This window comes from Clostridium sp. RTP31139st1_H3_RTP31139_211217 (assembly GCF_040227035.1).
Taxonomy (GTDB): domain Bacteria; phylum Bacillota; class Clostridia; order Clostridiales; family Clostridiaceae; genus Clostridium; species Clostridium saudiense.
Genome location: NZ_JBCOAB010000009.1, coordinates 17,096 through 38,965, shown reverse-complemented (window position 1 = coordinate 38,965; position 21,870 = coordinate 17,096). Strand labels below are relative to the sequence as shown.

General features: G+C 27.6%; 19 protein-coding genes, 1 tRNA gene and 2 riboswitches. Of the genes, 18 read left to right on the top strand and 2 right to left on the bottom strand.

What is annotated here, in order from left to right; genetic code table 11:
• Positions 1 to 27: 27 nt before the first annotated feature.
• Both ABUA17_RS05780 and ABUA17_RS05775 read right to left on the bottom strand, forming a co-directional pair.
• Positions 28 to 879 carry an acetoacetate decarboxylase family protein gene (locus ABUA17_RS05780; protein WP_195951239.1) on the bottom strand — a complete coding sequence of 284 codons (852 nt, stop codon included), beginning with the start codon at positions 877 to 879 and terminating at the stop codon, positions 28 to 30.
• A gap of 235 nt (positions 880 to 1,114) precedes the next feature.
• Positions 1,115 to 2,308: a hypothetical protein gene (locus tag ABUA17_RS05775; RefSeq protein WP_042393670.1), complete on the bottom strand. Its 1,194-nt coding sequence runs from the start codon at positions 2,306 to 2,308 to the stop codon at positions 1,115 to 1,117.
• A 223-nt stretch (positions 2,309 to 2,531) separates the two neighbouring features.
• On the opposite strand from ABUA17_RS05775, the gene ABUA17_RS05770 reads away from it, so the two are divergent.
• The 18 genes from ABUA17_RS05770 to ABUA17_RS05685 all read left to right on the top strand — a co-directional run bounded on the left by ABUA17_RS05770 (position 2,532) and on the right by ABUA17_RS05685 (position 21,856).
• Positions 2,532 to 2,957: a PIN domain-containing protein gene (locus tag ABUA17_RS05770; protein WP_042393673.1), complete on the top strand. Its 426-nt coding sequence runs from the start codon at positions 2,532 to 2,534 to the stop codon at positions 2,955 to 2,957.
• A gap of 32 nt (positions 2,958 to 2,989) precedes the next feature.
• Positions 2,990 to 3,075, top strand: a riboswitch (glycine riboswitch).
• A gap of 3 nt (positions 3,076 to 3,078) precedes the next feature.
• Positions 3,079 to 3,160: riboswitch (glycine riboswitch) on the top strand.
• Positions 3,161 to 3,214: 54 nt separating this feature from the next.
• The gene (locus ABUA17_RS05765; RefSeq protein WP_042393676.1) at positions 3,215 to 3,835 is read left to right on the top strand and encodes a trimeric intracellular cation channel family protein; all 621 of its coding nucleotides are present in this window, start codon (positions 3,215 to 3,217) and stop codon (positions 3,833 to 3,835) included.
• A 330-nt stretch (positions 3,836 to 4,165) separates the two neighbouring features.
• Complete coding sequence (locus ABUA17_RS05760) at positions 4,166 to 4,312, top strand: DUF8570 family protein (protein ID WP_172676187.1); 147 nt, start codon at positions 4,166 to 4,168, stop codon at positions 4,310 to 4,312.
• Positions 4,299 to 5,174 carry a prohibitin family protein gene (locus ABUA17_RS05755; RefSeq protein ID WP_042393679.1) on the top strand — a complete coding sequence of 292 codons (876 nt, stop codon included), beginning with the start codon at positions 4,299 to 4,301 and terminating at the stop codon, positions 5,172 to 5,174. The genes ABUA17_RS05760 and ABUA17_RS05755 overlap by 14 nt, the downstream gene beginning before the upstream one ends.
• A gap of 28 nt (positions 5,175 to 5,202) precedes the next feature.
• On the top strand, positions 5,203 to 5,889 hold the full coding sequence (locus ABUA17_RS05750) for a TIGR00266 family protein (RefSeq protein WP_042393682.1): 687 nt from the start codon (positions 5,203 to 5,205) through the stop codon (positions 5,887 to 5,889).
• A 258-nt stretch (positions 5,890 to 6,147) separates the two neighbouring features.
• Positions 6,148 to 6,678: an ECF transporter S component gene (locus ABUA17_RS05745; protein WP_042393686.1), complete on the top strand. Its 531-nt coding sequence runs from the start codon at positions 6,148 to 6,150 to the stop codon at positions 6,676 to 6,678.
• Positions 6,671 to 7,246, top strand: coding sequence for a class I SAM-dependent methyltransferase (locus ABUA17_RS05740; RefSeq protein WP_042393689.1), 576 nt, complete (start codon positions 6,671 to 6,673; stop codon positions 7,244 to 7,246). Before ABUA17_RS05745 ends, ABUA17_RS05740 begins: the two co-directional genes overlap by 8 nt.
• 112 nt (positions 7,247 to 7,358) lie before the next feature.
• Positions 7,359 to 7,433 (top strand) — tRNA-Cys (locus ABUA17_RS05735).
• A gap of 151 nt (positions 7,434 to 7,584) precedes the next feature.
• Entirely contained in the window at positions 7,585 to 8,007 is a 423-nt protein-coding gene (locus ABUA17_RS05730; RefSeq protein ID WP_052330558.1) for a hypothetical protein, read from the top strand.
• 90 nt (positions 8,008 to 8,097) lie between these two features.
• Positions 8,098 to 9,318 (top strand): LPXTG cell wall anchor domain-containing protein, encoded by a 1,221-nt coding sequence (locus ABUA17_RS05725; protein ID WP_195952441.1) that lies wholly within the window; start codon positions 8,098 to 8,100, stop codon positions 9,316 to 9,318.
• A 241-nt stretch (positions 9,319 to 9,559) separates the two neighbouring features.
• Positions 9,560 to 11,947 (top strand): DUF8725 domain-containing protein, encoded by a 2,388-nt coding sequence (locus ABUA17_RS05720; protein ID WP_195951237.1) that lies wholly within the window; start codon positions 9,560 to 9,562, stop codon positions 11,945 to 11,947.
• On the top strand, positions 11,947 to 12,879 hold the full coding sequence (locus ABUA17_RS05715) for an ABC transporter ATP-binding protein (RefSeq protein ID WP_042393695.1): 933 nt from the start codon (positions 11,947 to 11,949) through the stop codon (positions 12,877 to 12,879). The genes ABUA17_RS05720 and ABUA17_RS05715 overlap by 1 nt, the downstream gene beginning before the upstream one ends.
• 2 nt (positions 12,880 to 12,881) lie before the next feature.
• Positions 12,882 to 13,766, top strand: coding sequence for an ABC transporter permease (locus ABUA17_RS05710; RefSeq protein ID WP_042393698.1), 885 nt, complete (start codon positions 12,882 to 12,884; stop codon positions 13,764 to 13,766).
• A 4-nt stretch (positions 13,767 to 13,770) separates the two neighbouring features.
• Positions 13,771 to 15,327, top strand: a complete 1,557-nt coding sequence (locus ABUA17_RS05705; protein WP_042393701.1) for a DUF8809 domain-containing protein — start codon at positions 13,771 to 13,773, stop codon at positions 15,325 to 15,327.
• 47 nt (positions 15,328 to 15,374) lie between these two features.
• The gene (locus ABUA17_RS05700) at positions 15,375 to 16,358 is read left to right on the top strand and encodes an AAA family ATPase (protein ID WP_042393704.1); all 984 of its coding nucleotides are present in this window, start codon (positions 15,375 to 15,377) and stop codon (positions 16,356 to 16,358) included.
• Between the two features lie 3 nt (positions 16,359 to 16,361).
• Positions 16,362 to 17,246: a DUF58 domain-containing protein gene (locus tag ABUA17_RS05695; RefSeq protein ID WP_042393707.1), complete on the top strand. Its 885-nt coding sequence runs from the start codon at positions 16,362 to 16,364 to the stop codon at positions 17,244 to 17,246.
• A gap of 11 nt (positions 17,247 to 17,257) precedes the next feature.
• Complete coding sequence (locus tag ABUA17_RS05690) at positions 17,258 to 19,048, top strand: vWA domain-containing protein (protein ID WP_195951236.1); 1,791 nt, start codon at positions 17,258 to 17,260, stop codon at positions 19,046 to 19,048.
• Positions 19,049 to 19,060: 12 nt separating this feature from the next.
• A complete protein-coding gene (locus tag ABUA17_RS05685; RefSeq protein WP_055291138.1) occupies positions 19,061 to 21,856 on the top strand; it encodes a VWA domain-containing protein in 2,796 nt (931 codons plus the stop codon).
• The last annotated feature ends 14 nt before the right edge of the window (positions 21,857 to 21,870 follow it).

The following is a 21,870-nucleotide window of genomic DNA, read 5'->3' as shown; positions in this document are numbered from 1 at the left end:
GTTACCTCATTTTAAAAAATATTAATTCTAATCATTAAAATTTCTATAGGGATATCCCATTTGAGAAGAATCATATCTTCCTAATAAATATTTGTAATATTCGGGACCATATAGTTTTTCAAGAGTGGTAGGTGGATATTCATATGATTCTGAAGTGATTTGATATTGTGCTCCTAGTGGCTCAATTACTTTAAGCTCTGACCAAGGATTGTCAAGTGAAGGGGTTAAATTAATATCAGTAATAATTGCTTTTTCTGTAGAGGCTAAAATTGTTTCTTGTTCATATTCTTGTAGTTCAATGTTATTGAATAGAAACCTATTGCAATTGTACTTGAAATTACAAGTAATAGTTAAACCTTTTGAAATAGATGGTTGATTAATGCTTGAAGAGTTAGTAGTAAGATTATTAGTATTAATATTACTTGTGACTATTTCTGCTGTAGCATTAAAGAAGTTAATTCCATTACGTTTTACTGATACTGTTACTGTGTCTCCATTACGGTGTAGTGTAATTTTTTCTGCAAGTTTTTTTTGAAAGCCTAAGATTTCGCGACCAATAAGCATAGCCATATCTTGATTATTTGATAAAACTACATCTAACATATAGTTATAAGATTCATTATTATATAATACAGGTATAATAATTCCTGCTTCTGAATAAGGGGTTCCTAAGCTAATATAGGGAATATGACATACATATACAATTACCATTGAAGAAGCTGGTTTAAGTTGTGGTGGTAATATTTTTTCTAATATTTTTATATCTGTGTTCCAAAACAAATTTAAAGTTTCTGTTCCATGAGTAGTTATTTTAGATAAACCTTTATTTATTGCTTTTAAATCATCTGGAGTTTTAATAAAACTACATTTTTTAGACATAAAACTTCACCCCTATTTAATAAATTTTTATTATACATATTATGACTTATGATTACAAAATGTTACATAAGAAATTCTTTATAAATAATAGAGTTAATATTAGTGAATTTTACATAAATTTCATTTATAGTATGTTGGCAATAGTAGATACTTTATAATTTATTGGAGCTGTATGTTTTTAGTTTACAGTTCCAATAAATTATAGTGATAGTTTAAATACTTATTAGTGAAATTTTTACCATATTTCTTTAAAATGAGCTGTAAATATTAGTTTTGGATCATTTGTTTCAATGGTATTAGGAACTTTAATTCCGTTTAGTTTTCCAAAGCCATGAGGGACAAAGAAGGTAAAAGGTAAAGGTTTTTCTCCAGAATTTAAATCCTTGAAGTAATCTGATAGAGCAGTTGAGGGATTTTTGGTATAATTACCAGAATTTTTTACTATATCACAATATTGAAATAAACATCCATATGGTGAAGAAAGGGAAATTGATTTTAAAGATTGGCCTCCATATACATATGTCATATTATATAAATATTCTACGGTTTTAAAGCTTGGCCAATAGCCTTTGCCATATATCATTTTATTATAAAATAAATCTTTTTCTTGATTTTCTTGTTGACTTAGCTTGAAAGCAAGTGAGAATTTTTCAAGAAAAATACTTTTTCTAGAAGGAACTTCCTGAAGCGTATTAATATCATAAATCATTAGTTTATTCTTGGCTTCACCAGGGGCAAGGAGTATGCCGTTGCAGCTTTCTTCGTATCCATTCATTGGATTATCAGATTCATCTTGTGAACAATGTGATGATAAATATTTACGTACATAATAAAATCCCCAACCACCATCAAAAGTTTTAATTTCACCATCAACTAAACCTTCAACTCTGCCTTCTAATATTCCTTCGTTAGTAATTATCTTATTAATTTGTGAACTAAAGGTTTTGTTGCATATTGAAGCAATTAAATCATTACAACCTTCAATTAATCCCATTTGAGAATAATTTATATTACCATTATCATGAAACCAACGCATAATTGCAGCAACCATAGGCCATTTTGTTGCAAGTGAATAGGCTGAACCTGCACCGTGATTATAACCAGATATACAATCAGGAGACATTATATTGGGTTTAAATAGTAAAATTTTATTTTTTTTAACTTCCTCTTGCAGTTTACACATAAAATTTGTTTCTTCATCTAAATAATTTAGCATAATAAAGATACCACTATATATATAATCAATTTTCTTTTCGATTTCTGACCAAACTTCTTCATTTTGAGTATTGATAAATTTTTGTAGTAAATCAGGAAGTTCTGAATAAGCTTTATCTGCATCTATATGAACCCCAGCAATTAATGAACCAGCTTCATCAAGTTTAAAACCTTCATTATCTATAAAAATTGGTTGTGTAAATAGTTCAGGCAAAATAATATCCTCCTTATGGATTTAAAAAATTACATTAACAACTTATTTTATTAGGATAAATATTGTGAAATAAAAGTAAATTTATAAATTAAAGTAAAATATTTTATTATATGTTATATTAAGAATAGTATTAGATAAGGACCTTTTAGTTTTAATGTATAGAACTTTAATCAATGAAAAAGAATTTATATAATAATTGAGATAATAAAGAGGAGAATTGAAAATGGGAAAATATTTATTAGATACTAATATTGTTATTAAGCTTTGGAATGATAATTCAATGCTTTTAGGAAAATTGATAGAGAAAAATAAAGTTGTTATATTAAAAGAAGTATTAGAAGAACTTTCAATTAAAGAGAAAAAGATATATAGAAGGCAAGAAATTTTAAGTGAAAGGTTTTGTAAGCTTTTACCCTGTAGTATTGAAGTTAAAAATAGTTATCTGAGTGGGTTCTTTATGATATATGATTACGAAATAAAAGGAAGATTTGAAAATAATAATTTATCAAAAAATGATTTATTACAAATATGTGCTTGTTATACTGATGAAAGTTTAACTTTAATCACAGAAGATAAGGAATTATTTAATATAGCTAATTACATTTTAGGTGAAAATAGAGTTAAAAGTATTTTAGATATTGAACTGTGATAATAGATATATTATAATTTACAGGTATTTCGTTGAGAAATTTGGGAGATACTGTACAGTTACAGAGCCGAAGGGGAAAGTGCGGCAAACTCTCAGGCAAAAGGACCAAATTTTGAGAAAACTCTGGAAAGTCTAATGTATAAAAGACACCGACGAAGCAATCTTAAATGTAGTAGGAGAATCTTTCAGGTAAAAAGACAGAGGCGCAATTATTTTAATAATTAGTCTATTGTAAAAATAAATGAGGGGGATTTTTTTTGGACTACATAACAATTTTAGAGTATATAGGAGTTTTTGCTTTTGCCGTATCAGGAGCAATAGTAGCAATTGAAGAGGAATTTGACGTTTTTGGAATATATATAATTGCAATAATTACAGCAATGGGTGGAGGCGTACTTAGAGATATTGTTACAAATGTTGGAATACCAGTATTTTTTACAAGTTATATGACAATTCCTTTTATTATTGCTGGAACTTTATTTGCCATACTTTTAAAAGGAAGGCTAAAGCACAAGAATTTATTTGTTTTTATAGATGCTATTGGACTAGCAGCATTTTTCGTATCTGCAGCAGTTAAAGCTATTGGTAGTAATTATAATTATATGTTATTCATATTTGCAGCTAGTATAACTGGAGTTGGTGGTGGTGTTTTAAGAGATATTATAACAAATAGAAAACCACAAATATTCAAACATGATATTTATTGTGTTGCAGGAGTTATAGGAGTAACTTTGCTTTGGTTTATTTATCCACTAATTGGAGTAGATGTAGCACAATTTATTGCGTTAATAGCAATAGTAATTATAAGAATGGTAAGTTATTATAAGACTATTAATTTACCAGTAGTATGCAGAAAAAGTGAATTCTTAGAGAGTTAAGTGAAAGTTTAATTTATAAAAGAATATAAAAAGACTAATATTAAAATAATAAGTAAAGGTATGAGGAAAATCCTCATACCTTTTTTGTATAATATTTATTAAATAACCTTAGAAAATGAAATAGAACGTAAATATAGTATAAATATGTGTTAATTTAATTTAAAGATCAAATATGCTACTATATGGTCTATAAGAGCTCAAAATAAAAAAATAACAATTTGATATAAGTTAATTAATACTATATAATACAATTATAGAAAATGTTTTAAATAATTTTTAGAAATGTATAAAAAGATAAAAAATACATATTTAAATTTTTAGGGGGAGGAAATGGTATTAGCTTTAATTATTATAATAGGATTAGTTTTACTTTGGGTAATAATTTCACCCTGTTTTGAAAAAATAGGAGAATTTATTAGGAGATATTATGAAAAAATATTTAATGAGCAGGGGGACGAAAAAAATGAAAAAAGGTAATAAAATAGTTGGTGGAATAGTAGTTGCTGGAGTAATGGTAGTGGGAGGAGTATTAATAACACTGTCAACACATAAAATAAAACCAGGATATGTTGGAGTTGTATATAATTTAAGAGGTGGTATTCAAGATAACATTTTAACTCAAGGTTTAAGAATTGTTTCACCATTTCAAAAGGTATCACAATATTCAGTAGCAACTGAGCAGGCGTATCTTTCAAGAGATAAAAAGGAAGGTTCTTTAGATGATGATTCATTTATGATACCAACATCAGATGGGAAGACCGTTAATGTCGATTTAGAGTTTAGCTATCATTTTGATTCAGATAGACTTCCAGAAACATTCACTAGATTTAAGGGACAAACAGGTAAAGAGATAGAGGATAATTTTATAAGAGGTAAGATGAAAGCATGGACTTCAGAAGTATCTTCTACTTTTTCAGTAATTGATATATATGGTGAAAAAAGATCAGAGTTAAATTCAAATGTATTAGCTCATGTAAAAGAGAAGTTTTATGAGTATGGAATTATAATTGATTCAGTAAATTTTTCTAGAATTGAATTAGATGATGAAACAGCTAAAGCTATTCAAGAAAGAATAAATAAGCAACAGGAGTTAGAAACTGCTAAAATAGAGGCACAAAAAGCAGAAATAGAAGCTGAAAGAAAAAAAGTTGAAGCACAAGGTGAAGCAGATGCAAAAATTATCAAAGCACAAGGTGAAGCTGAGGCAAATAAGATTTTAACACAAGATCTTAATGATGAAATTTTAAGTAAAATGTATATTGAAAAGTGGGATGGTGTATTACCAAAGGTTACGTCAGGTGATATAAGTCCGCTTTTAGATTTAAATAACATAGAATAATAAATAAAACATAATGGAGGAAAATAAAATGGAATATAATATTTTTGGAGGAAATTTACCTGCTGTAACAATAAGATTGAATCAAGGGGAAAGTATTTACACACAATCTGGTGGAATGACTTGGATGACGGAAAATATAGAAATGAATACGAATATGAAAGGTGGATTATTTAAAGGTTTAGGGCGTATGATGTCTGGGGATTCAATATTTATGGCAACATATACAGCGAAACACTATCCGGGAGAAATAACAATATCTTCATCATTTCCGGGTGAAATAATAGTGCTAGATTTATCTGATGGAAGAGAATATGTATGTCAAAAAAGTGCATTTTTATGTGCAGAGCCAGGTGTTAATCTATCACTTACAACTAATAGAAGTGTAAAAGGAGGATTCTTTGGTGGAGAAGGCTTTATAATGCAAGAAGTAAGAGGAAAAGGTAAAGTATTTCTTGAAATTGATGGTAGTGTAGTTGCAAAAGATTTAGCACCAGGAGAAAAATTAATAGTAGATACAGGAAATATAGCAGCTTATGAAAGAAGTGTTAAATATGATGCTAAAATGGTAAAGGGATTTAAAAATATATTATTTGGGGGAGAAGGATTGTTTTTAACGACTTTAACTGGACCAGGTAGAGTATATCTTCAAACTATGACAATGCCAAGTTTTGCTGAAAGAATAATACCATATTTACCAGCATCAAGAAATAATTAAATATTTATATTGAAAGAGCGGTTAATTTGACAGCTCTTTCTTTTTATATCTTTGAATATAGCTATGAGTGGCTGAAATGTTAAAATGATTGTAGCAGATTGTACTATAAGTAGTTATTTTAAAAAATATAATAGAAATTAAGGAGAAAAATAAAAATAATATAGGTATAACTAGGTTGTTGGAAAAAATTAAAAATGATACAATTTTGTTATTAAACAATTTATGGAAAATAGAAATATAATATTGGGGGGAGTTTTTATGAATGAAAAAACAAAGGATTTGGTATGGGCCGCATTGTTTCTTGCAATAGGTATAGTTATACCTTATGTTTTTCATGTAACTAGTTTGCCAGGACAAATATTTTTACCTATGCATATTCCAGTTTTATTATGTGGAGTAATATTAGGAAAAAAGTATGGTTTGATTTTAGGAATATTATTACCTTTTGTTAATTCAGTACTTTTAGGAATGCCAGCTATATTCCCAACAGGAGTTTCTATGGCATTTGAGCTTGCAACATATGGAATAGTTACAGGACTATTATATAAAGATAAAAAGTATAATATATTTATATCATTAATTGTAGCTATGGTTGTTGGAAGAATAGTATCTGGAGTGGCAAATTATATTTTATTAACAGTAGGTGGAAATGTTTTTGTATTTACAGCATTTTTGACTACAACTTTTATTAAAGCAATACCAGGAATAATTATTCAGCTCATATTAATACCAGTAGTATTAAAGGCTGTAGAGCATGTGAAAAAAGGAGAAGCTGTGATAAATGAATAATAGAGAATTTTTTAATAGCTTAGCTTATAAATGGGATGAAATGTGTCATCATGATGATAAAAAAATAAGAAAAATACTTCAACTATCGGATATAGAGAAAGGCTCAAAAATTCTTGATATAGGAACAGGAACAGGTATATTAATTAGTTATTTGTTAGAAAAGTCGCCATCAAAATTGGTTGCTGTTGATATCTCAGAAAATATGATAGAAGTAGCAAGAGAAAAATATAAGAAAGAAAATGTTGAGTTTGTAGTATCTGATATTATGAATTTTAATGAAGGTAGATATGATTATATATTTATATATTCAGCATACCCTCATTTTAAAGATAAAGAAAAATTATTTGAACATTTATATAAATTATTAAATGAAAATGGAAAAGTTATAATAGCTCATTCTCAAAGCAGAAATGAAATAAACCATGTGCATTCTAAAAGTGATTTAGTTAAAGAAGATTTACTATTACCTGTAGAAGATAATGTTAGAATAATAAATAAATACTTAAGTACTAGAACTACTATTGATAATTCGGAAATTTATTATATAGAAGCTATAAAAAATAAGTAGACATGTTTTAGCATTTATAAAGTATAAGGAGCTGAATTTATAGCTTCTTATACTTTAAAATATAAAAAAGTCTAGACATTTTGAAGAGTATTATATATACTAATAAATATAAGGCGCCATAGCCAAGTGGTAAGGCAGAGGTCTGCAAAACCTTTATTCCCCAGTTCAAATCTGGGTGGCGCCTCCAAAATAGTTTAAATTAAGGGGTTATACACTAAATATTAGTGTATAACCCCTTTTGTTAAATATTGGAATAAAAGGATAGTAAATAAAAATATTTCATTTGTATTGAGAATAAGAAATTAATATTTAGATTTAAAGGAGTTAGAGTAAATAATATGAAAAAGCTAAAAAGATTAATTTCAGGAATGATTTTTTTGTGTATGTTTATAACACTTATATCAAAAAGTACCTTTGCAGATGGGACATTATGTAAAATAATATTTTATGATGGTATTCATTATATTGAAGATCCTAAAAACACTCAAGAAGATATTGTTGTTTATTGTATGAATAATGAACTTAATTGGCCACACATAACAGAAAATGGACAACAGATTCCAGATTATGTATATGGGTACCTTGATTCAAAGGATATTCAAAATTATGATGAAATGATTAAAAATTTGAAAAAGATTCTTTTTATGGGATATCCTTATAATGGAATGAGACTTTACGAAATTATTGAAGATAAAGATGGATATATTCCTTCTGAAGAAGAATTTAATGATATGTTAAAGCCAGATCCTATTCTTGTATAGGCATTCCCAGAATTAGGACATCATAAATTTACTATTGATAACTTTAGTGAGAATAAAGATGTTTTATTAAAATTTATTTATGATGTTTTAATGACGAAAGAAACTAATATAAATAGTAGTTTAACAAAACCAGATATTATGGTTAACCCATTTTATAAAGCAGTAATATGTTTAATTAATTTTGATAACCCATTAGAGGCATTTGCATATATGTATTCAGATTCTTATTATGTTACTGAAGAAGAAGCCTATAATAATACTCAAAGTGCAATTTGGAAATTGATGTATGATTATGGAGTTCCATCTAATAACTTAAATGATATATCGAATTATAAACTTGGTGAAGTCTTCATGCAGTATGCTAATTCTGATTTTATTATTCTTGCAGAAGAACCTTTAAGTGATAAAATTGAAGTTAAAAGTGATTTTAAATTTACTCAAGGAAGCGATGGAAAATGGTATAGTGGGAATTTTAGAATAGAAGAGCCTGATGAATATAATGGAATGTATATATTAGATTTACCAGATGGAATTTCATTAATGAATGGATCAGTAGATAATATTTATGGAAATCAAGATTATGTTTTTGTTTCAGATCATATGCCTGAAAGTGATGAAGAATTCAGAATATGGAGTAATATAATGTGGGCAAAAGAACCAAGTCAGTATTCCCCTTTAAAAGATATTGAATATAAAGGTAAAAAGTATCAAAAAATGACGGGACTTTATACAAATAGAACACATTTGTGGACTGAATTTACATATGGAGATGTTTCAAGTGGAGATTTGAAAGTAACGAATAAAGTATCAGGAAATGCAGCAGATAAAACAAAAGAATTTACATATACAGTAATACTTTCAGATAAAACTATAAATGGAAAGTATGGAGAAATGGAGTTTAAAAATGGAGTTTCAATTTTTAAACTAAGAGATAATGAAAGCAAAGAAGCAATAGGATTACCAGCAAATGTTGAGTATGAAATAATTGAAAGTGATAATGAAGAATACCAAGTAACTTCAAGCAATTCAACTGGAAAAATTGAAGCAAATCAAATAATAACGGTAGAATTTACAAATATAAAAAATTTAAAACCAACACAAATACCAGATTTAGATCCAATGCCAATACCAGATGAGGAAGCAAATATAGTTGATACTAATAAACCAATTAATCCATCAACTATACCTAATAAAGAAGAGATAAACCAAAATACTATTGATAAATTACCTAATACAGGTAGAAGTAATTTTATATTAATAGGAATATTAATGATTTTAAGTGGTGTAGCCATAGTAAAAAATAAAAAATAATTTATGAAAATTTAAGACTGTAAATAATTTTATATAATTTAGTTCTAGAAAAATATTACTGGAAAATTTGATTTCCAGTAATATTTTTTTATATAGATTTATTTTTATGAAATATAAAATAGTTTAAGAAATTTTTAAGAAAACTGTAATGGAAAAGAAAAGATAATTAGTGAAAAATAAGGTAGAATATGATAGGATAATATGCAAAGGTAAAATAATGTAAAAAATGGGGGAAGGATGAATGAAAGTAAAAAATATAAAAATATTTAGTGCCATTTTATTAGTCTTTATCTTTAATTTAATTGCACCAAATATGAAGGTAAATGCAAGTAAAAATGATGATAAGTATGATCTGACTATAAGTTATGGTATAGATGGAAAATATAAGGCTCAAAAATATATGCCAGTTACTGTACAAATAAATAATTTAGAAAAAGATTTTAATGGAGAAATAGAGCTAAGGATAGTATCTGACTATGCAGGAGGATATAACTCATATTCAAAGGAAGTTTACGCAAAAGTTGGAGAAAGTGTAAGTGTAACAATTCCAGTGAAATTTTTAGATGGAAATAATAGTGGAACACTTTGTTTAGTGGAAAATGATAAAGTTTTATATGAAAAAAAATTTCATGTTTCTTCTGGAAGAGTAAGTGAGGGAAATGCACTAACAGGATTATTAACTGATGATGCTACTGCATTAGGGTATTTAGGAGATATAACTTATTTTGATTCTTCTTATTCAAATGTAGGAAGAATGAATTGCGTTAATATAGATGAAAGTTATCTGAGTGAAAACGGATTAAATATAGATGTATTAGATTTAATAGTAATAAATAACTATAATATGGCCAATTTAAATGAAGATCATTATGGTTCCTTAAATAATTGGGTTAATGAAGGTGGAACTTTAATAATTGGTACAGGTGCAAATGAAAGTAAAACAATAACTAACATAAATAAGAACTTCTTAAATATTTCTTCAGAAGGAACTATTGAAAGAAATGTTGCTATTACTAATGAAAATTTAAATTTAATATTATCACAAATAACTTTAGAGGGAGCAACCGTTACAAATAACAGTTATGGAAATAAGTTAGTTTATTCATTAGATAGAGGTGCAGGAACTATTTTAGTAACTACATTTGATTTAGGATTAGAGCCTTTTATATCAAGTAGTGATGCAACTTTAATGTTACAAAATATGTTGATAGAAACGTTTGATAAGATTTATCAACAAGATTATAATGGCAGCTATAATTCATCAAGCTATCAAGCAAGTTATATGTTAAGAAATATTCCAGTTCAAGATGTAGTAAGCCCAGTAACATTAGGAATAATACTTGCAACATATGCAGTTTTAGTTGGAATAGTTTTATATGTTGTTTTAAAGAAGATGAAAAGAAATGAATTAACATGGATACTTATACCTATAACAGCAGTAATATTTACTATATTAATTTATTTATTAGGAAGTAAGATGAAATTTAAGGATGTTGTAGTAAACTCAGTTAATATTATATCAACTGATGAAAACGGAAAAGGGCAAATAAATGGATATATAGGTATTGGAAGTAAAAATAAAGGTAATTTAAAGATAGAAAAAGAAGAAAATTTAAATATGAAGTATATTTCTGATGACTATTATTATTATGGAGATACAAGTAGTGAAACTAAAACTTTAAAAATTAAAACAACATATATAAAAGATAATTCATATTTTACAGTAGCCAATAATGTATCAGAAATGAATAAATTTGAGGTTTCAGGAAAAGAAATAGTATTACCTAAAATAGAAAACTCTTTAAAAATTAAAGATGGAAGTTTAGAAGGAACTATTAAAAATAATTTAGACTATGATATTAAAAAATTAATTATAGTATCTGGGCAGAGTGTATGGGATTTAGGTGAAGTAAGTACAGGAGAACAAATTTCTATTTCAGAAGCAGAAATAAAAAATAGTTATGGAATTCAAGGATATGCAGATAGTATTCAAAATGAATATTATAATGCACAATGGGATGATTCTGTAGATAAGAGAGATCCGAAATTTAAAAATGTAGAAAGATATTCTTCATTATTATATTTACTAAGTAATGGTAATTATATTGGAGCGAAAACAAAAATTATTGCTATTACTGACTTACCGGTTGATTATAGTTTAAAAATAGAAAATAAATCAATTTCAAATTATGATTTAACTGCGGTAGTACAAGATGCAGATATAGATTTTAAGGATGAAGATGGAAATTTAAATTTTCCAGAAGGATATTTTGAGTACAATATTGCTTCTATAGCTGATACAGCAAACTTTGATTATTATGAAGGATATATTTATGGTTATGGTGATGTAATTTTAGAATATGATATTGATACTAACGTAGATGTAAAAGAAATTACTATTAATTCAGGTACTGATAGATGGGGATATCAATATGGAGTTGATGGAGAGTATTATATATACAATTATAATACAAATGAATATGAAAAATTTAGTTTATCATCAGGAAGCTATAAGATATCAAATGATGGAAGCTATACTTTAAATAATAAGATACAAATAAAGATTGTAGCTAGCAATGATGGTAATAATGCAGCTCCAAAATTAATGATAAAAGGGGTGGAGAAATAATGTTAGTTATAAAGAATCTTGAAAAATCATATGGAAGTTTTAAGGCTGTAAATGGATTAAATTTAGAGATTAAAAAAGGTGAGATATTTGGTTTTATAGGGCCAAATGGTGCAGGAAAAAGTACAACGATGAAGATTATTTCAGGACTTTTATCACCAGATAGTGGAGAAGTTTATGTTGATGGAATAGATGCAATAAAAAATAATAAGGCATTAAAAGATAAAATTGGATACATGCCAGATTTCTTTGGAGTTTATGATAATTTAAAAGCAATTGAGTATTTAGAGTTTTATGCTTCAATTTATGGGATTGTTGGAAAAGAAGCAAGAGAATTATCTATGGATTTACTTAGATTAGTTAATTTAGAAGATAAATATGACGCCTATGTTGATGGATTATCAAGAGGGATGAAGCAAAGATTATGTTTAGCAAGGTGTCTTGTTCATAATCCAGATCTTTTAATTTTAGATGAACCTGCTTCAGGAATGGATCCAAGAGCTAGATATGAAATGAAGGGGATATTAAGAAACTTAAAGGAAATGGGTAAAACAATTATAGTTTCTTCTCACATATTACCAGAGCTTGGGGAAGTATGTACTAATATTGGTATAGTTAAAAATGGAGTTGTAGTTTGCCAAGGAACTGTTGATGAAATAATGACAAGAGCAGCAGGGGCTTCACCTATAGTATTTACTGTTTTAGATAAAGAAGAGGATGCAGTTAAAGCTCTTAAAGAATTACCATATGTAGATAGCATTAAGGTTGATGATAAGAAGATTACTGCTAATATAAAAGGTGATGATGAAGTTATAAGCAATCTTTTAAAGTTCTTAGTGTTAAAAGATATTCCAATATTAAATTACAGTAGAGCAGTTGGTAATTTAGAAGATGTATTCATTCAAATTACAGCAGATAGTGATGAGGAGGTATAATTATGAGAGTAAATCCAGTATTAAGAAATGAGAGTAAAATAGCAGTAAGAAGTATTAAATTTACACTTATGATATTTGCATATATAGCTGCCTTATCAATAGCAGTAATGATTTATTATACTTCATTAAATTCAAGAATATTTTCAAGTGGATTAGATTTAGAATCATCGGTTATATTTTATGTTGTAATGGCAATTGGTCAAGCTTTATTGTTACTCTTCATAGTTCCAGCATTAAGTTCAACTGCAATATGTTCAGAAAGGGAAAAACAAACATTAGACATATTGCTATCATCAAAGTTGACACCATTACAAATAATTCTAGGAAAGGTTTCGGCTTCATCGTTAAGAGTTATAGTTCTTATAATTTCAACAATGCCGCTTTATGCAATAGGAGCATTAATTGGTGGTGTTAAGCTTACTAATATATTATGGTTGGTAGTATTTTTTATAATTAACACAATTTTTGTTAGTTCAATAGGAGTTTTTGTTTCTACATATGTAAAAACTTCTAAGGCGGCTACAGCATTAACATATGGATTAGTTTTACTTATTTATATAGGAATTATTGTTATTACCTGGGTAATACTTATTGTGACTGTTTACCAAATGAATATGAGTGGAAATTATACATCTACAGTACCTAAAGCATCTCCTATAGTGTATTTAAGCCCTATAGTGGGATTTGCAAGCTTACTATTAAATCAAGTTGGATCAGGTATGGGCTTTGAGTCTATAATATCTGAATTTGGAATAAGCACATATTCAGAATATATTTCAATAGCAGTGCAATTAGGGCTTTCTATATTATTTATATATTTAGCAGCAATAAAACTTAATCCATTAAAGAAGAAAAGAAAAAGTAAATCTAAAAAAGTAAAGGAGTAGTAAAATGGATTCTTTAGATAAAGCTATTTTAATGTTTTTAAATAAGGCTTCTAAAAGAATTAAAGCAAACTTCTTATTAAATTTAAGCATAGTAGGATTGAAAATTCTGCTATGCTTAATCTTTAGTTTGCTTTTAATATCACTTTTTATAAGCATTCCTTATGTCTTAGAAATTTGTATAGGAATATTAGTAATAGGACTAGTAATTATTTTAATTTTTGGATTTATTAAATCACCGAAAAAGAATCAAATCGCCCTTATGGTGGATTCAAAAGGATTAGATGAAAGGCTTATTACTTCATTAGGACTTATAGAGTGTAATGATAATATGTCAATAGCGCAAAAGCAAGATACAGTAAGTCATATTAAAAACTTTGATATAAAAAAGAATATTAAGATGAATATAGATAAAAAGCAAGTACTATTAGTTTTAGCACTAGTAATTATGTGTATTTTAGTAATGTTTGTGCCTACTACTGCAAGAAAAGAAGCACAAAAAATAAGAGAGTTTGATAAATACCAAAAATCAGTTATTGAAAAAGTTGAAAAAGAAAAGAAGGAAATAGAAAAGTCAGAAGATTTATCAGAGGAAGAAAAAGAAGAAGTTAAAAAGCTTTTAGAAGATGCAGTTAAGGAATTAAAAGAAAGTGAAAAGAAGTCTGAATTAAATAAGACTTTAGAACGTTTAGAAAAAAAGTTAGAAGATAAAAAAGAAAAATTATCTTCAGAAAAAGCTAAAGAAGCATTGGAAGAGGCTAAAAAGAAATTATTAGATGAATTTAATAAAGAAAAAGAAGATACAGCTAAAAAAGATGTAAATAAATTAGTAAATGAGCTTATGAAAAAAGAAGAAAGTAAAGATTTAGCAGAAGCAATGATGAATGGAGATACAGAAGGTATAAATAAAGAATTAGAAGAAATTCAAAAAAAACTAAATAATATGAGTAGTGCAGAGCTAAGTGAACTTTCTGAAGCCTTAAAAAATGCAGCATTAGAAATGAGTGATGAAGAATTAGCAGAAGCTTTGAAAAATGCTTCAAATTCAGTGCTAGATAAAAAACTTGATAGCGAAAGCCTATCTGATGCTATTTCAAAATCAATAAGTAATAGTACTGGACAAAGTAGTAGTTCGCAATCATCAGAATCAGGAGAAAATCAAGGTCAAGGACAAGGATCTAGTAATGGTCAAGGCTCAGGTTCTGGAAGTGGTGAAGGGCAAGGCGGATCAAGTGGAAATGGATCAGGGGCAGGTTCTGGAACGGGATGGAATACTGGTAGTACTGAAGGCAAAGAAAATGATTTAGAAAATTCTAAAGGTGAGCAAATATATATTCCAGGAAGAAATGAAGGTGAAGATGGGAATCTTACTGGTAATAAAAATGAAAATGGAAATTCACAAGGAATAGAAAATCAAACTGGGATGAATATAGGTGGAGAAAAGATAGATTACGATAAGGTAATTGGTGATTATAGTAATAGTGCTTTAGAAGGAGCTAATAATAGCAATTTACCACAAAGCTTAAAAGATATTATAAAAAATTATTTTGAGCAATTAAATTAATCCAAATATTAATAAATTTAACTAGAAAATTTTATGAGGTGGCAAAGATGGAAATTAATGAAGTATCAATTATAGAAGTTTCAAAGAAGATAAAAAGATGTGAAGAAGAAATAAGTAAAGGAATAATTGGGCAAAAGGATACAATTAGAAATGTATTAATAGCTATATTTGCAGAAGGAAATGTACTTTTAGAAGGTATGCCTGGAATGGGAAAAACTCAATTAGTTAAAACAATTGGAAAGGTGTTAGATTTAAATTTTTCTAGAATACAATTTACACCAGACTTAATGCCAGCTGATGTAGTAGGAACGAATATTGTAGTTAAAGAAAATGATAACACAGTATTTAAGTTTGAAAAGGGGCCAGTATTTACAAATCTTTTATTAGCTGATGAAATTAATAGAGCTACTCCTAAAACTCAATCTGCACTTTTAGAAGCAATGGGAGAAAAAACAGTAACAGTAGGTAAAACAACTTATGAGATGCCAAAACCATTTATGGTATTAGCAACTCAAAATCCTATAGAGCAAGAAGGTACTTATCCTCTTCCAGAAGCCCAGCTTGATAGATTTTTGTTTAAGCTTAATGTAGAATTTCCTAATTTAGATGAATTAAAAGAAATAATGGATTTAACATTAACTAATAACAAGTTAGAACTTTCTAATGTACTAGAAGGTAGTGAAATATTAGAACTTAGAAATATTATTAAGGAAATTAAAATTGCAGAACCAGTTAAAGAATATGCTTTAAAGTTAATACTTGCAACCCATCCAGAACTAGAATATGGAGCTGAGATAGCTAAAAAATATGTAGAAGCAGGAGCAGGACCAAGAGCTGCACAAGGTATTATTGCAGGAGCAAAAGTTAGAGCTGTAATGGAAGGTAGATTAAATGTATCATTTGAAGATATAAAAGAACTGGCATACCCAGTATTAAGACATAGAATTATCTTAAATTTTGATGCAATAACTGAAGGATTAAATGAAGAAGATATAATTTCTAAAATTTTAGAAGACTTAAAGGTAGTGTAAAAAATGAGGGAAACGATATTTAATGAGGACTTCTTTAAAAAGCTAAATAAAATTAATATGTATATTAATTTTAAGCTTAGTGGAGGTACTCAAGGTGGAAGAAAATCAAAAGCAAAAGGGGTATCAGTTGAGTTTTCAGATTATAGAGAATATGCACCAGGTGATGATTTTAGAAGGATAGATTGGAATGCTTACGGAAGATTTGATAAATTCTTTGTAAAAGTATTTATGGAAGAAAGAGAAGGTTTATTTAACTTTTTTATTGATAAAAGTAAATCTATGGATTATGGAAAATATAACAAAAAAGAGACAGCTTTAAAAATAGTAGCGGCTTTAAGTTATATTGCATTGAATAATCTTGATAGAGTTAATATAAGCACCATGAATGATGGAGTAATAGAAAATTTAAAGACAAGCACTGGCAATAAAGGGTTTCAAAAAATATTGAGAGATCTTGAAAATATTAATTTTGATGGAAGTACAGATTTAAGCTCAAGCATTAAAAAAAGACATTTAAATTTGAGAGGAATATCTATTGTAGTATCAGACTTCTTAAATAATTCAGGATTAGAAGGTTTAGAAGAGGGATTAAAATATTTAGCTTATAAAAAACAAGAAATAATATTAGTACAAGTATTATGTGAAGAAGAAATTAATCCTGAATTTAATAATGAAATAACTTTAGTTGATAGCGAAACAGGTGAAAATATTAAGCTTAGTGTTACACCAGCATTAATAAAGGATTATAAAGAAACTTTAAAAAAATACAATGATAGTATTGAGGCATTAGTCAGAAAATACGGTGGAAAGCTTATAACTGTTAATTCGTCTATGAATATAGAGGAAATAATTTTAAATGAATTTAGTAAAAGAAAAGTATTGTATTAGGGGGAAGAAATATGGGCTTTACTAATTTATGGCCATTATTTTTACTTTTGACTATTCCTCCAGTAATAATGCTTTACATATTAAAGCGTAAATATAAAGAAGAAGTCATATCTTCATCTTTATTATGGAAGGAAGTTTATAAAAATACTAGGGCCAATACACCATGGGAAAAATTCAAGAAAAATATAATGCTATTATTACAAATTATAATAATTTTAAGTGTAATTTTAGCTCTTATGAGTCCTTTTATTAGTATAGGAGGGCAGAGCTATAAAAATGTAATAATAGTAATAGATAATACTGCAAGTATGAATGCAATATATGATGGAGATAAGAGTAGGCTAGAACAAGGGAAAGAGATTGCAAAGGAATATTTAAATAGTACTAAAGATGGAACAAATGCTTATATTATTTCTTATGATGGAACTTCAAATTTACTTTTAAATGGGGAATTTAATAAAGCTAATACCAATTCTGTTATTGATAAAATAAGTAAAAGCTATGGCAGTGGAGATATAAATGATGTAATATCCTTTGTTAATGCTATAGGTGATGGAATAGGAGAAGAATATGAAGCATTAATTTTTACTGATAAACAAGCCACAATTTCGGATATAAATGGAAGAATAGTTTATTTGGGGAATAGTGGATTAAATGCTTCTATAGATAATATTTCACATAAATTTGTAGATGATAAGATTAAAGTAATTGCTAATGTTACTAATAATGGAGATGGTTTATATGAAGGTGATTTTTCATTATATAATGGTGAGGAATTAGCTTTAGTAGAAGGGTTAACTCTACAAGTTGGTGAAAGTAAAACTTTATCTTTTGAATTGGATGCTTTAAATTCTGATTACTTAAAAGGGGAGTTATCAAGAAAAGATATATTAATGGAGGATAATGTTTATTATCATGTAGTTAGTGAAAATAAGGTAAAGAAAATATTATTAGTTACAGATGAAAATGTATTTTTAGAAAAGGCCTTTGGAGTTATTGAAAATACAGAAGTTTATAAAACTAATGATGCATCTAATATAATAGGAAATGATGAGTATGACCTTTATGTATTTGATAATAAGATGCCAGAGGCTATGCCAAGTAAGGGAAGCATATTGTTTATAAATCCTAGTTCTAATGAATTCTTTAATGTATTAAAGGGTGGAGAAATAGGTCAGGCTAAAGCTGTTAAGGGAGAAGTTTCTAATTATTTAGAAGATACACAATTTACATTATCAGAATATAACATAATAGAAACGCCGTATTATGGTACTAATATACTTACAGTAGATAATAATTCTATTGGATTTAAGGGTGAATTAAGTAATAGAAAAATAGCAGCATTATCTTTTGATTTACATTCAACTGATTTTACACTTAAAAAAGAATTTCCGATTCTTGTATATGAACTTGGGGAAGAATTAATTTCTACAGGAATGGTATATAGTAATAATTTTAAAGCTGGAGAAAAAATAGTAGTAAAATCTTCAGACTTTGAAAGTAAAATAAATATATCTTACCCTAATGGAGATATTAAAAGTTTAGAATCAGGCGAAGAAGTAAAAGGAGAATTAGCTTTAGGTGTATATAAAATAAATCAAAACGATAATAAAGAAAGTTTTTCGGTAAACTTCCCAACTTCCAGTGAAAGTGATACTTCAATAGAAACAATTGGAGAAAATGATAATATAGTTGATGGCAAAAGTAACTTAAAAAGTGGGATCAATTTAGCACCAATATTCATATTACTAGCTATGTTAATAGTTGCTTTTGAGTGGATATTATACAAGAAAGGTAATTAGGAGGAGATAAAAATGAAATTAGATATAGGAAATTTATACTTTTTAATATTAATTCCAATACTTATCTTCTTTATTTACTATAGTGTGAAAAAGTTTAGAAGTAACAGTAAAAATGATACATTAATATTAATAAGTAGAATAATTATTTTTACTTTATTACTGCTATCATTTGCTAATATAACAGTAAGTATTAAGGGGAAAAACATTTCAACAGTATTTTTATTAGATGTTTCAGAAAGTATTAGTTCTTTTAAAAATAATGGTGAAAGTTTTATAAATAATGCATTAGAAATAATGCCTAAGGGAAATAAAGCTGGAGTAATATTATTTGGTGATAATGCAAAAGTAGATAAAATTATAGATAATAAATCTTCGTATAAAAGTTTAAATTCCAGTCCAGTTTCTACAGCAACCAATATCCAAAGTGCAGTAGAAACAGCAATAACATTATTTGAAGATGGTGCATCTAAGAGAATAGTTCTTATAACTGATGGAGAAGAAAATAAAGGAGATATACTAAAATCTATTCCATTAATTAATGCTGAAAACATAGATTTAAAAGTATATAAAGTTAGTGGGCAAAGTGGTGATGAGGTTTATGTAGATAGTGTAACTATCCCAGACAATATATCTATTGGGGAAGAATTTTCTGTACAAATAGATTTAGAGTCTAATTATTCAACCTCAGCAAAACTTACTCTTTTTAGTGGGAGAGAAAAAGTTGGAGAACAAGTTGTAGAAGTAAAAAAAGGAAGTAATTCTTTTATTTTTAGGGATGTTCAAAATAGTGGGGGATTTAAGAGTTATAGAGTTACAGTTGAAGCAGATGGTGATACTAATAAGATAAATAATGAATATAGTGCTTATACAAATGTAATTGATAAACCTAATGTTTTAATAATAAATGGTGTAAGGGGGGATTCGCAAGCACTAGAAGAAATATTAAATAATGGTGGGGCTAATATTAAAACTATTTCTCCAAGCTCATCACCAAGTACATTAAATGAACTTTTAGAATATAAAGTAATAGTACTAAATAATGTTTATAAAGATGATTTAACTAATGGTTTTATGGATAATATTGAAAGCTATGTTAAGGATTATGGCGGTGGAGTTGTTACTTTTGGTGGTGAGGATTCCTATGCTCTTGGAGGATATAAAGATACAGCATTAGAAACTATACTTCCTGTAAATATGGATAAGAAAGGTAAAAATGAGGTCCCTTCTATAAGTATTAATTTAATTATAGATAAGTCTGGGAGTATGAGTGCTGAAGGTGGAGGAGTTAGTAAATTAACACTTGCAAAAGAAGCTGCAATGAAGGCTATAGATAATTTAAGGGAAATAGATGATATATCAGTAATTGCTTTTGATGATACTTTTGATGTTGTAGTTCCTACTCAAAAAGTTACTGATAAGGATTATATAAAGGAGCTTATATCAGGAATACAAATAAGAGGTGGAACATCAATATATCCGGCACTTGAAAAAGGATATAATATTCAAAGTGAAAGTGATGCAAAAATAAAGCACACAATCTTATTAACTGATGGACAAGATTCAATTCCTTATTCAACTTATGAGGAACTTATACAAAAATTTAATAATGAAAATATAACATTATCAACGGTTGCAGTTGGAAGTGATTCTAATTCAAGTCTTTTAAGTGATTTAGCAACAGCAGGAAATGGTAGAAGTTATTATACTGACATTTATACAGATATTCCAAGAATATTTGCTCAAGAAGTATTAATGTCTGTAGGAACTTATATAATAAACGAAGAATTCACACCAAGTGTAGTAAGTAATCATGAAGTATTAGCAGGAGTGCAGACATCAGAAGGGCTTCCATCATTACTTGGGTATATAGGGACATCTTTAAAGGACGATGCAATTGAAATATTAAGCTCTAATAGAGATGAACCAATACTTGCAGTAAGGCAATATGGAATTGGGAAAACAGCAAGCTTTACAAGTGATATTGATGGAAGTTGGAGTAAAAATTATTTAACTTGGGAGTATGGTGCTCAATTAATTAAAAATATAGTTTATTATGCAATACCATCATATGGTGAAGAGGGTAATTTATTTATATCCCAAGATGGGAATGAAGCTAAGGTTGAATATTATAATGATAATGTTGATTCTGATACTAAAGTAACTGGTGTTTATAATGGGGATGATGGTACTCAAGGTGAGTTTACTTTAATTCAAACTGAACCAGGAAAATTTGAAGCAAATGTTCCATTAAGTGATTTAGGATTTTATAATTTCAACATTAGGCAGCAAGAGGGAGAAAATATAACTAGTAATTATAAAGGAGCTTTTGCTCTTAAGTATTCTGATGAATATAAGTTTAATACTAATTCAGTTAAACTAGATTCTCTTGTAAGTGAAACTAATGGATCTTTTATAAATAAGCCTGAAGAGGTTTTTGAAGGAAAGCTTAAAAAGGAGTATAAGAAAATTAATTTAACTAATCCACTTCTTATATTAGGGTTAATATTATTCTTATTAGATATAGTTTATAGAAGATTGAATTTAGATTTTTCTAAGTATATTAAAATTGGTAATAAGAATAAGAAAAAGGAAGTTAATAAAAAGAGTTTGATTAAGGAAGAATTAGCAGTAGAAAAAGATAAAAATGATATAAAGACTCCAGATATATCTAATGATAATATAAAGGATAAAGTTAACAAGAAAGAGAAGAAACCTAAGGTAAAAAAGAAGAGTGAAGAAAAATCTAAGCCTAAAGCTATTAATACTAGGGAGTTACTTAAAAAGAAAAAAGATAGAAATGGTATATAGCAAATAAAAAAACT

What these genes read in the sequence shown, in the direction of transcription:
- ABUA17_RS05760 (WP_172676187.1), top strand. Translation starts at nt 4,166, where the DNA reads ATGGTATTAGCTTTAATTATTATAATAGGATTAGTTTTACTTTGGGTA.
- ABUA17_RS05740 (WP_042393689.1), top strand. Translation starts at nt 6,671, where the DNA reads ATGAATAATAGAGAATTTTTTAATAGCTTAGCTTATAAATGGGATGAA.
- ABUA17_RS05705 (WP_042393701.1), top strand. Translation starts at nt 13,771, where the DNA reads ATGGATTCTTTAGATAAAGCTATTTTAATGTTTTTAAATAAGGCTTCT.
- ABUA17_RS05695 (WP_042393707.1), top strand. Translation starts at nt 16,362, where the DNA reads ATGAGGGAAACGATATTTAATGAGGACTTCTTTAAAAAGCTAAATAAA.
- ABUA17_RS05715 (WP_042393695.1), top strand. Translation starts at nt 11,947, where the DNA reads ATGTTAGTTATAAAGAATCTTGAAAAATCATATGGAAGTTTTAAGGCT.
- ABUA17_RS05720 (WP_195951237.1), top strand. Translation starts at nt 9,560, where the DNA reads ATGAAAGTAAAAAATATAAAAATATTTAGTGCCATTTTATTAGTCTTT.
- ABUA17_RS05725 (WP_195952441.1), top strand. Translation starts at nt 8,098, where the DNA reads ATGACGAAAGAAACTAATATAAATAGTAGTTTAACAAAACCAGATATT.
- ABUA17_RS05745 (WP_042393686.1), top strand. Translation starts at nt 6,148, where the DNA reads ATGAATGAAAAAACAAAGGATTTGGTATGGGCCGCATTGTTTCTTGCA.
- ABUA17_RS05690 (WP_195951236.1), top strand. Translation starts at nt 17,258, where the DNA reads ATGGGCTTTACTAATTTATGGCCATTATTTTTACTTTTGACTATTCCT.
- ABUA17_RS05685 (WP_055291138.1), top strand. Translation starts at nt 19,061, where the DNA reads ATGAAATTAGATATAGGAAATTTATACTTTTTAATATTAATTCCAATA.
- ABUA17_RS05755 (WP_042393679.1), top strand. Translation starts at nt 4,299, where the DNA reads ATGAAAAAAGGTAATAAAATAGTTGGTGGAATAGTAGTTGCTGGAGTA.
- ABUA17_RS05730 (WP_052330558.1), top strand. Translation starts at nt 7,585, where the DNA reads ATGAAAAAGCTAAAAAGATTAATTTCAGGAATGATTTTTTTGTGTATG.
- ABUA17_RS05770 (WP_042393673.1), top strand. Translation starts at nt 2,532, where the DNA reads ATGGGAAAATATTTATTAGATACTAATATTGTTATTAAGCTTTGGAAT.
- ABUA17_RS05710 (WP_042393698.1), top strand. Translation starts at nt 12,882, where the DNA reads ATGAGAGTAAATCCAGTATTAAGAAATGAGAGTAAAATAGCAGTAAGA.
- ABUA17_RS05750 (WP_042393682.1), top strand. Translation starts at nt 5,203, where the DNA reads ATGGAATATAATATTTTTGGAGGAAATTTACCTGCTGTAACAATAAGA.
- ABUA17_RS05700 (WP_042393704.1), top strand. Translation starts at nt 15,375, where the DNA reads ATGGAAATTAATGAAGTATCAATTATAGAAGTTTCAAAGAAGATAAAA.
- ABUA17_RS05780 (WP_195951239.1), bottom strand. Translation starts at nt 879, where the DNA reads ATGTCTAAAAAATGTAGTTTTATTAAAACTCCAGATGATTTAAAAGCA.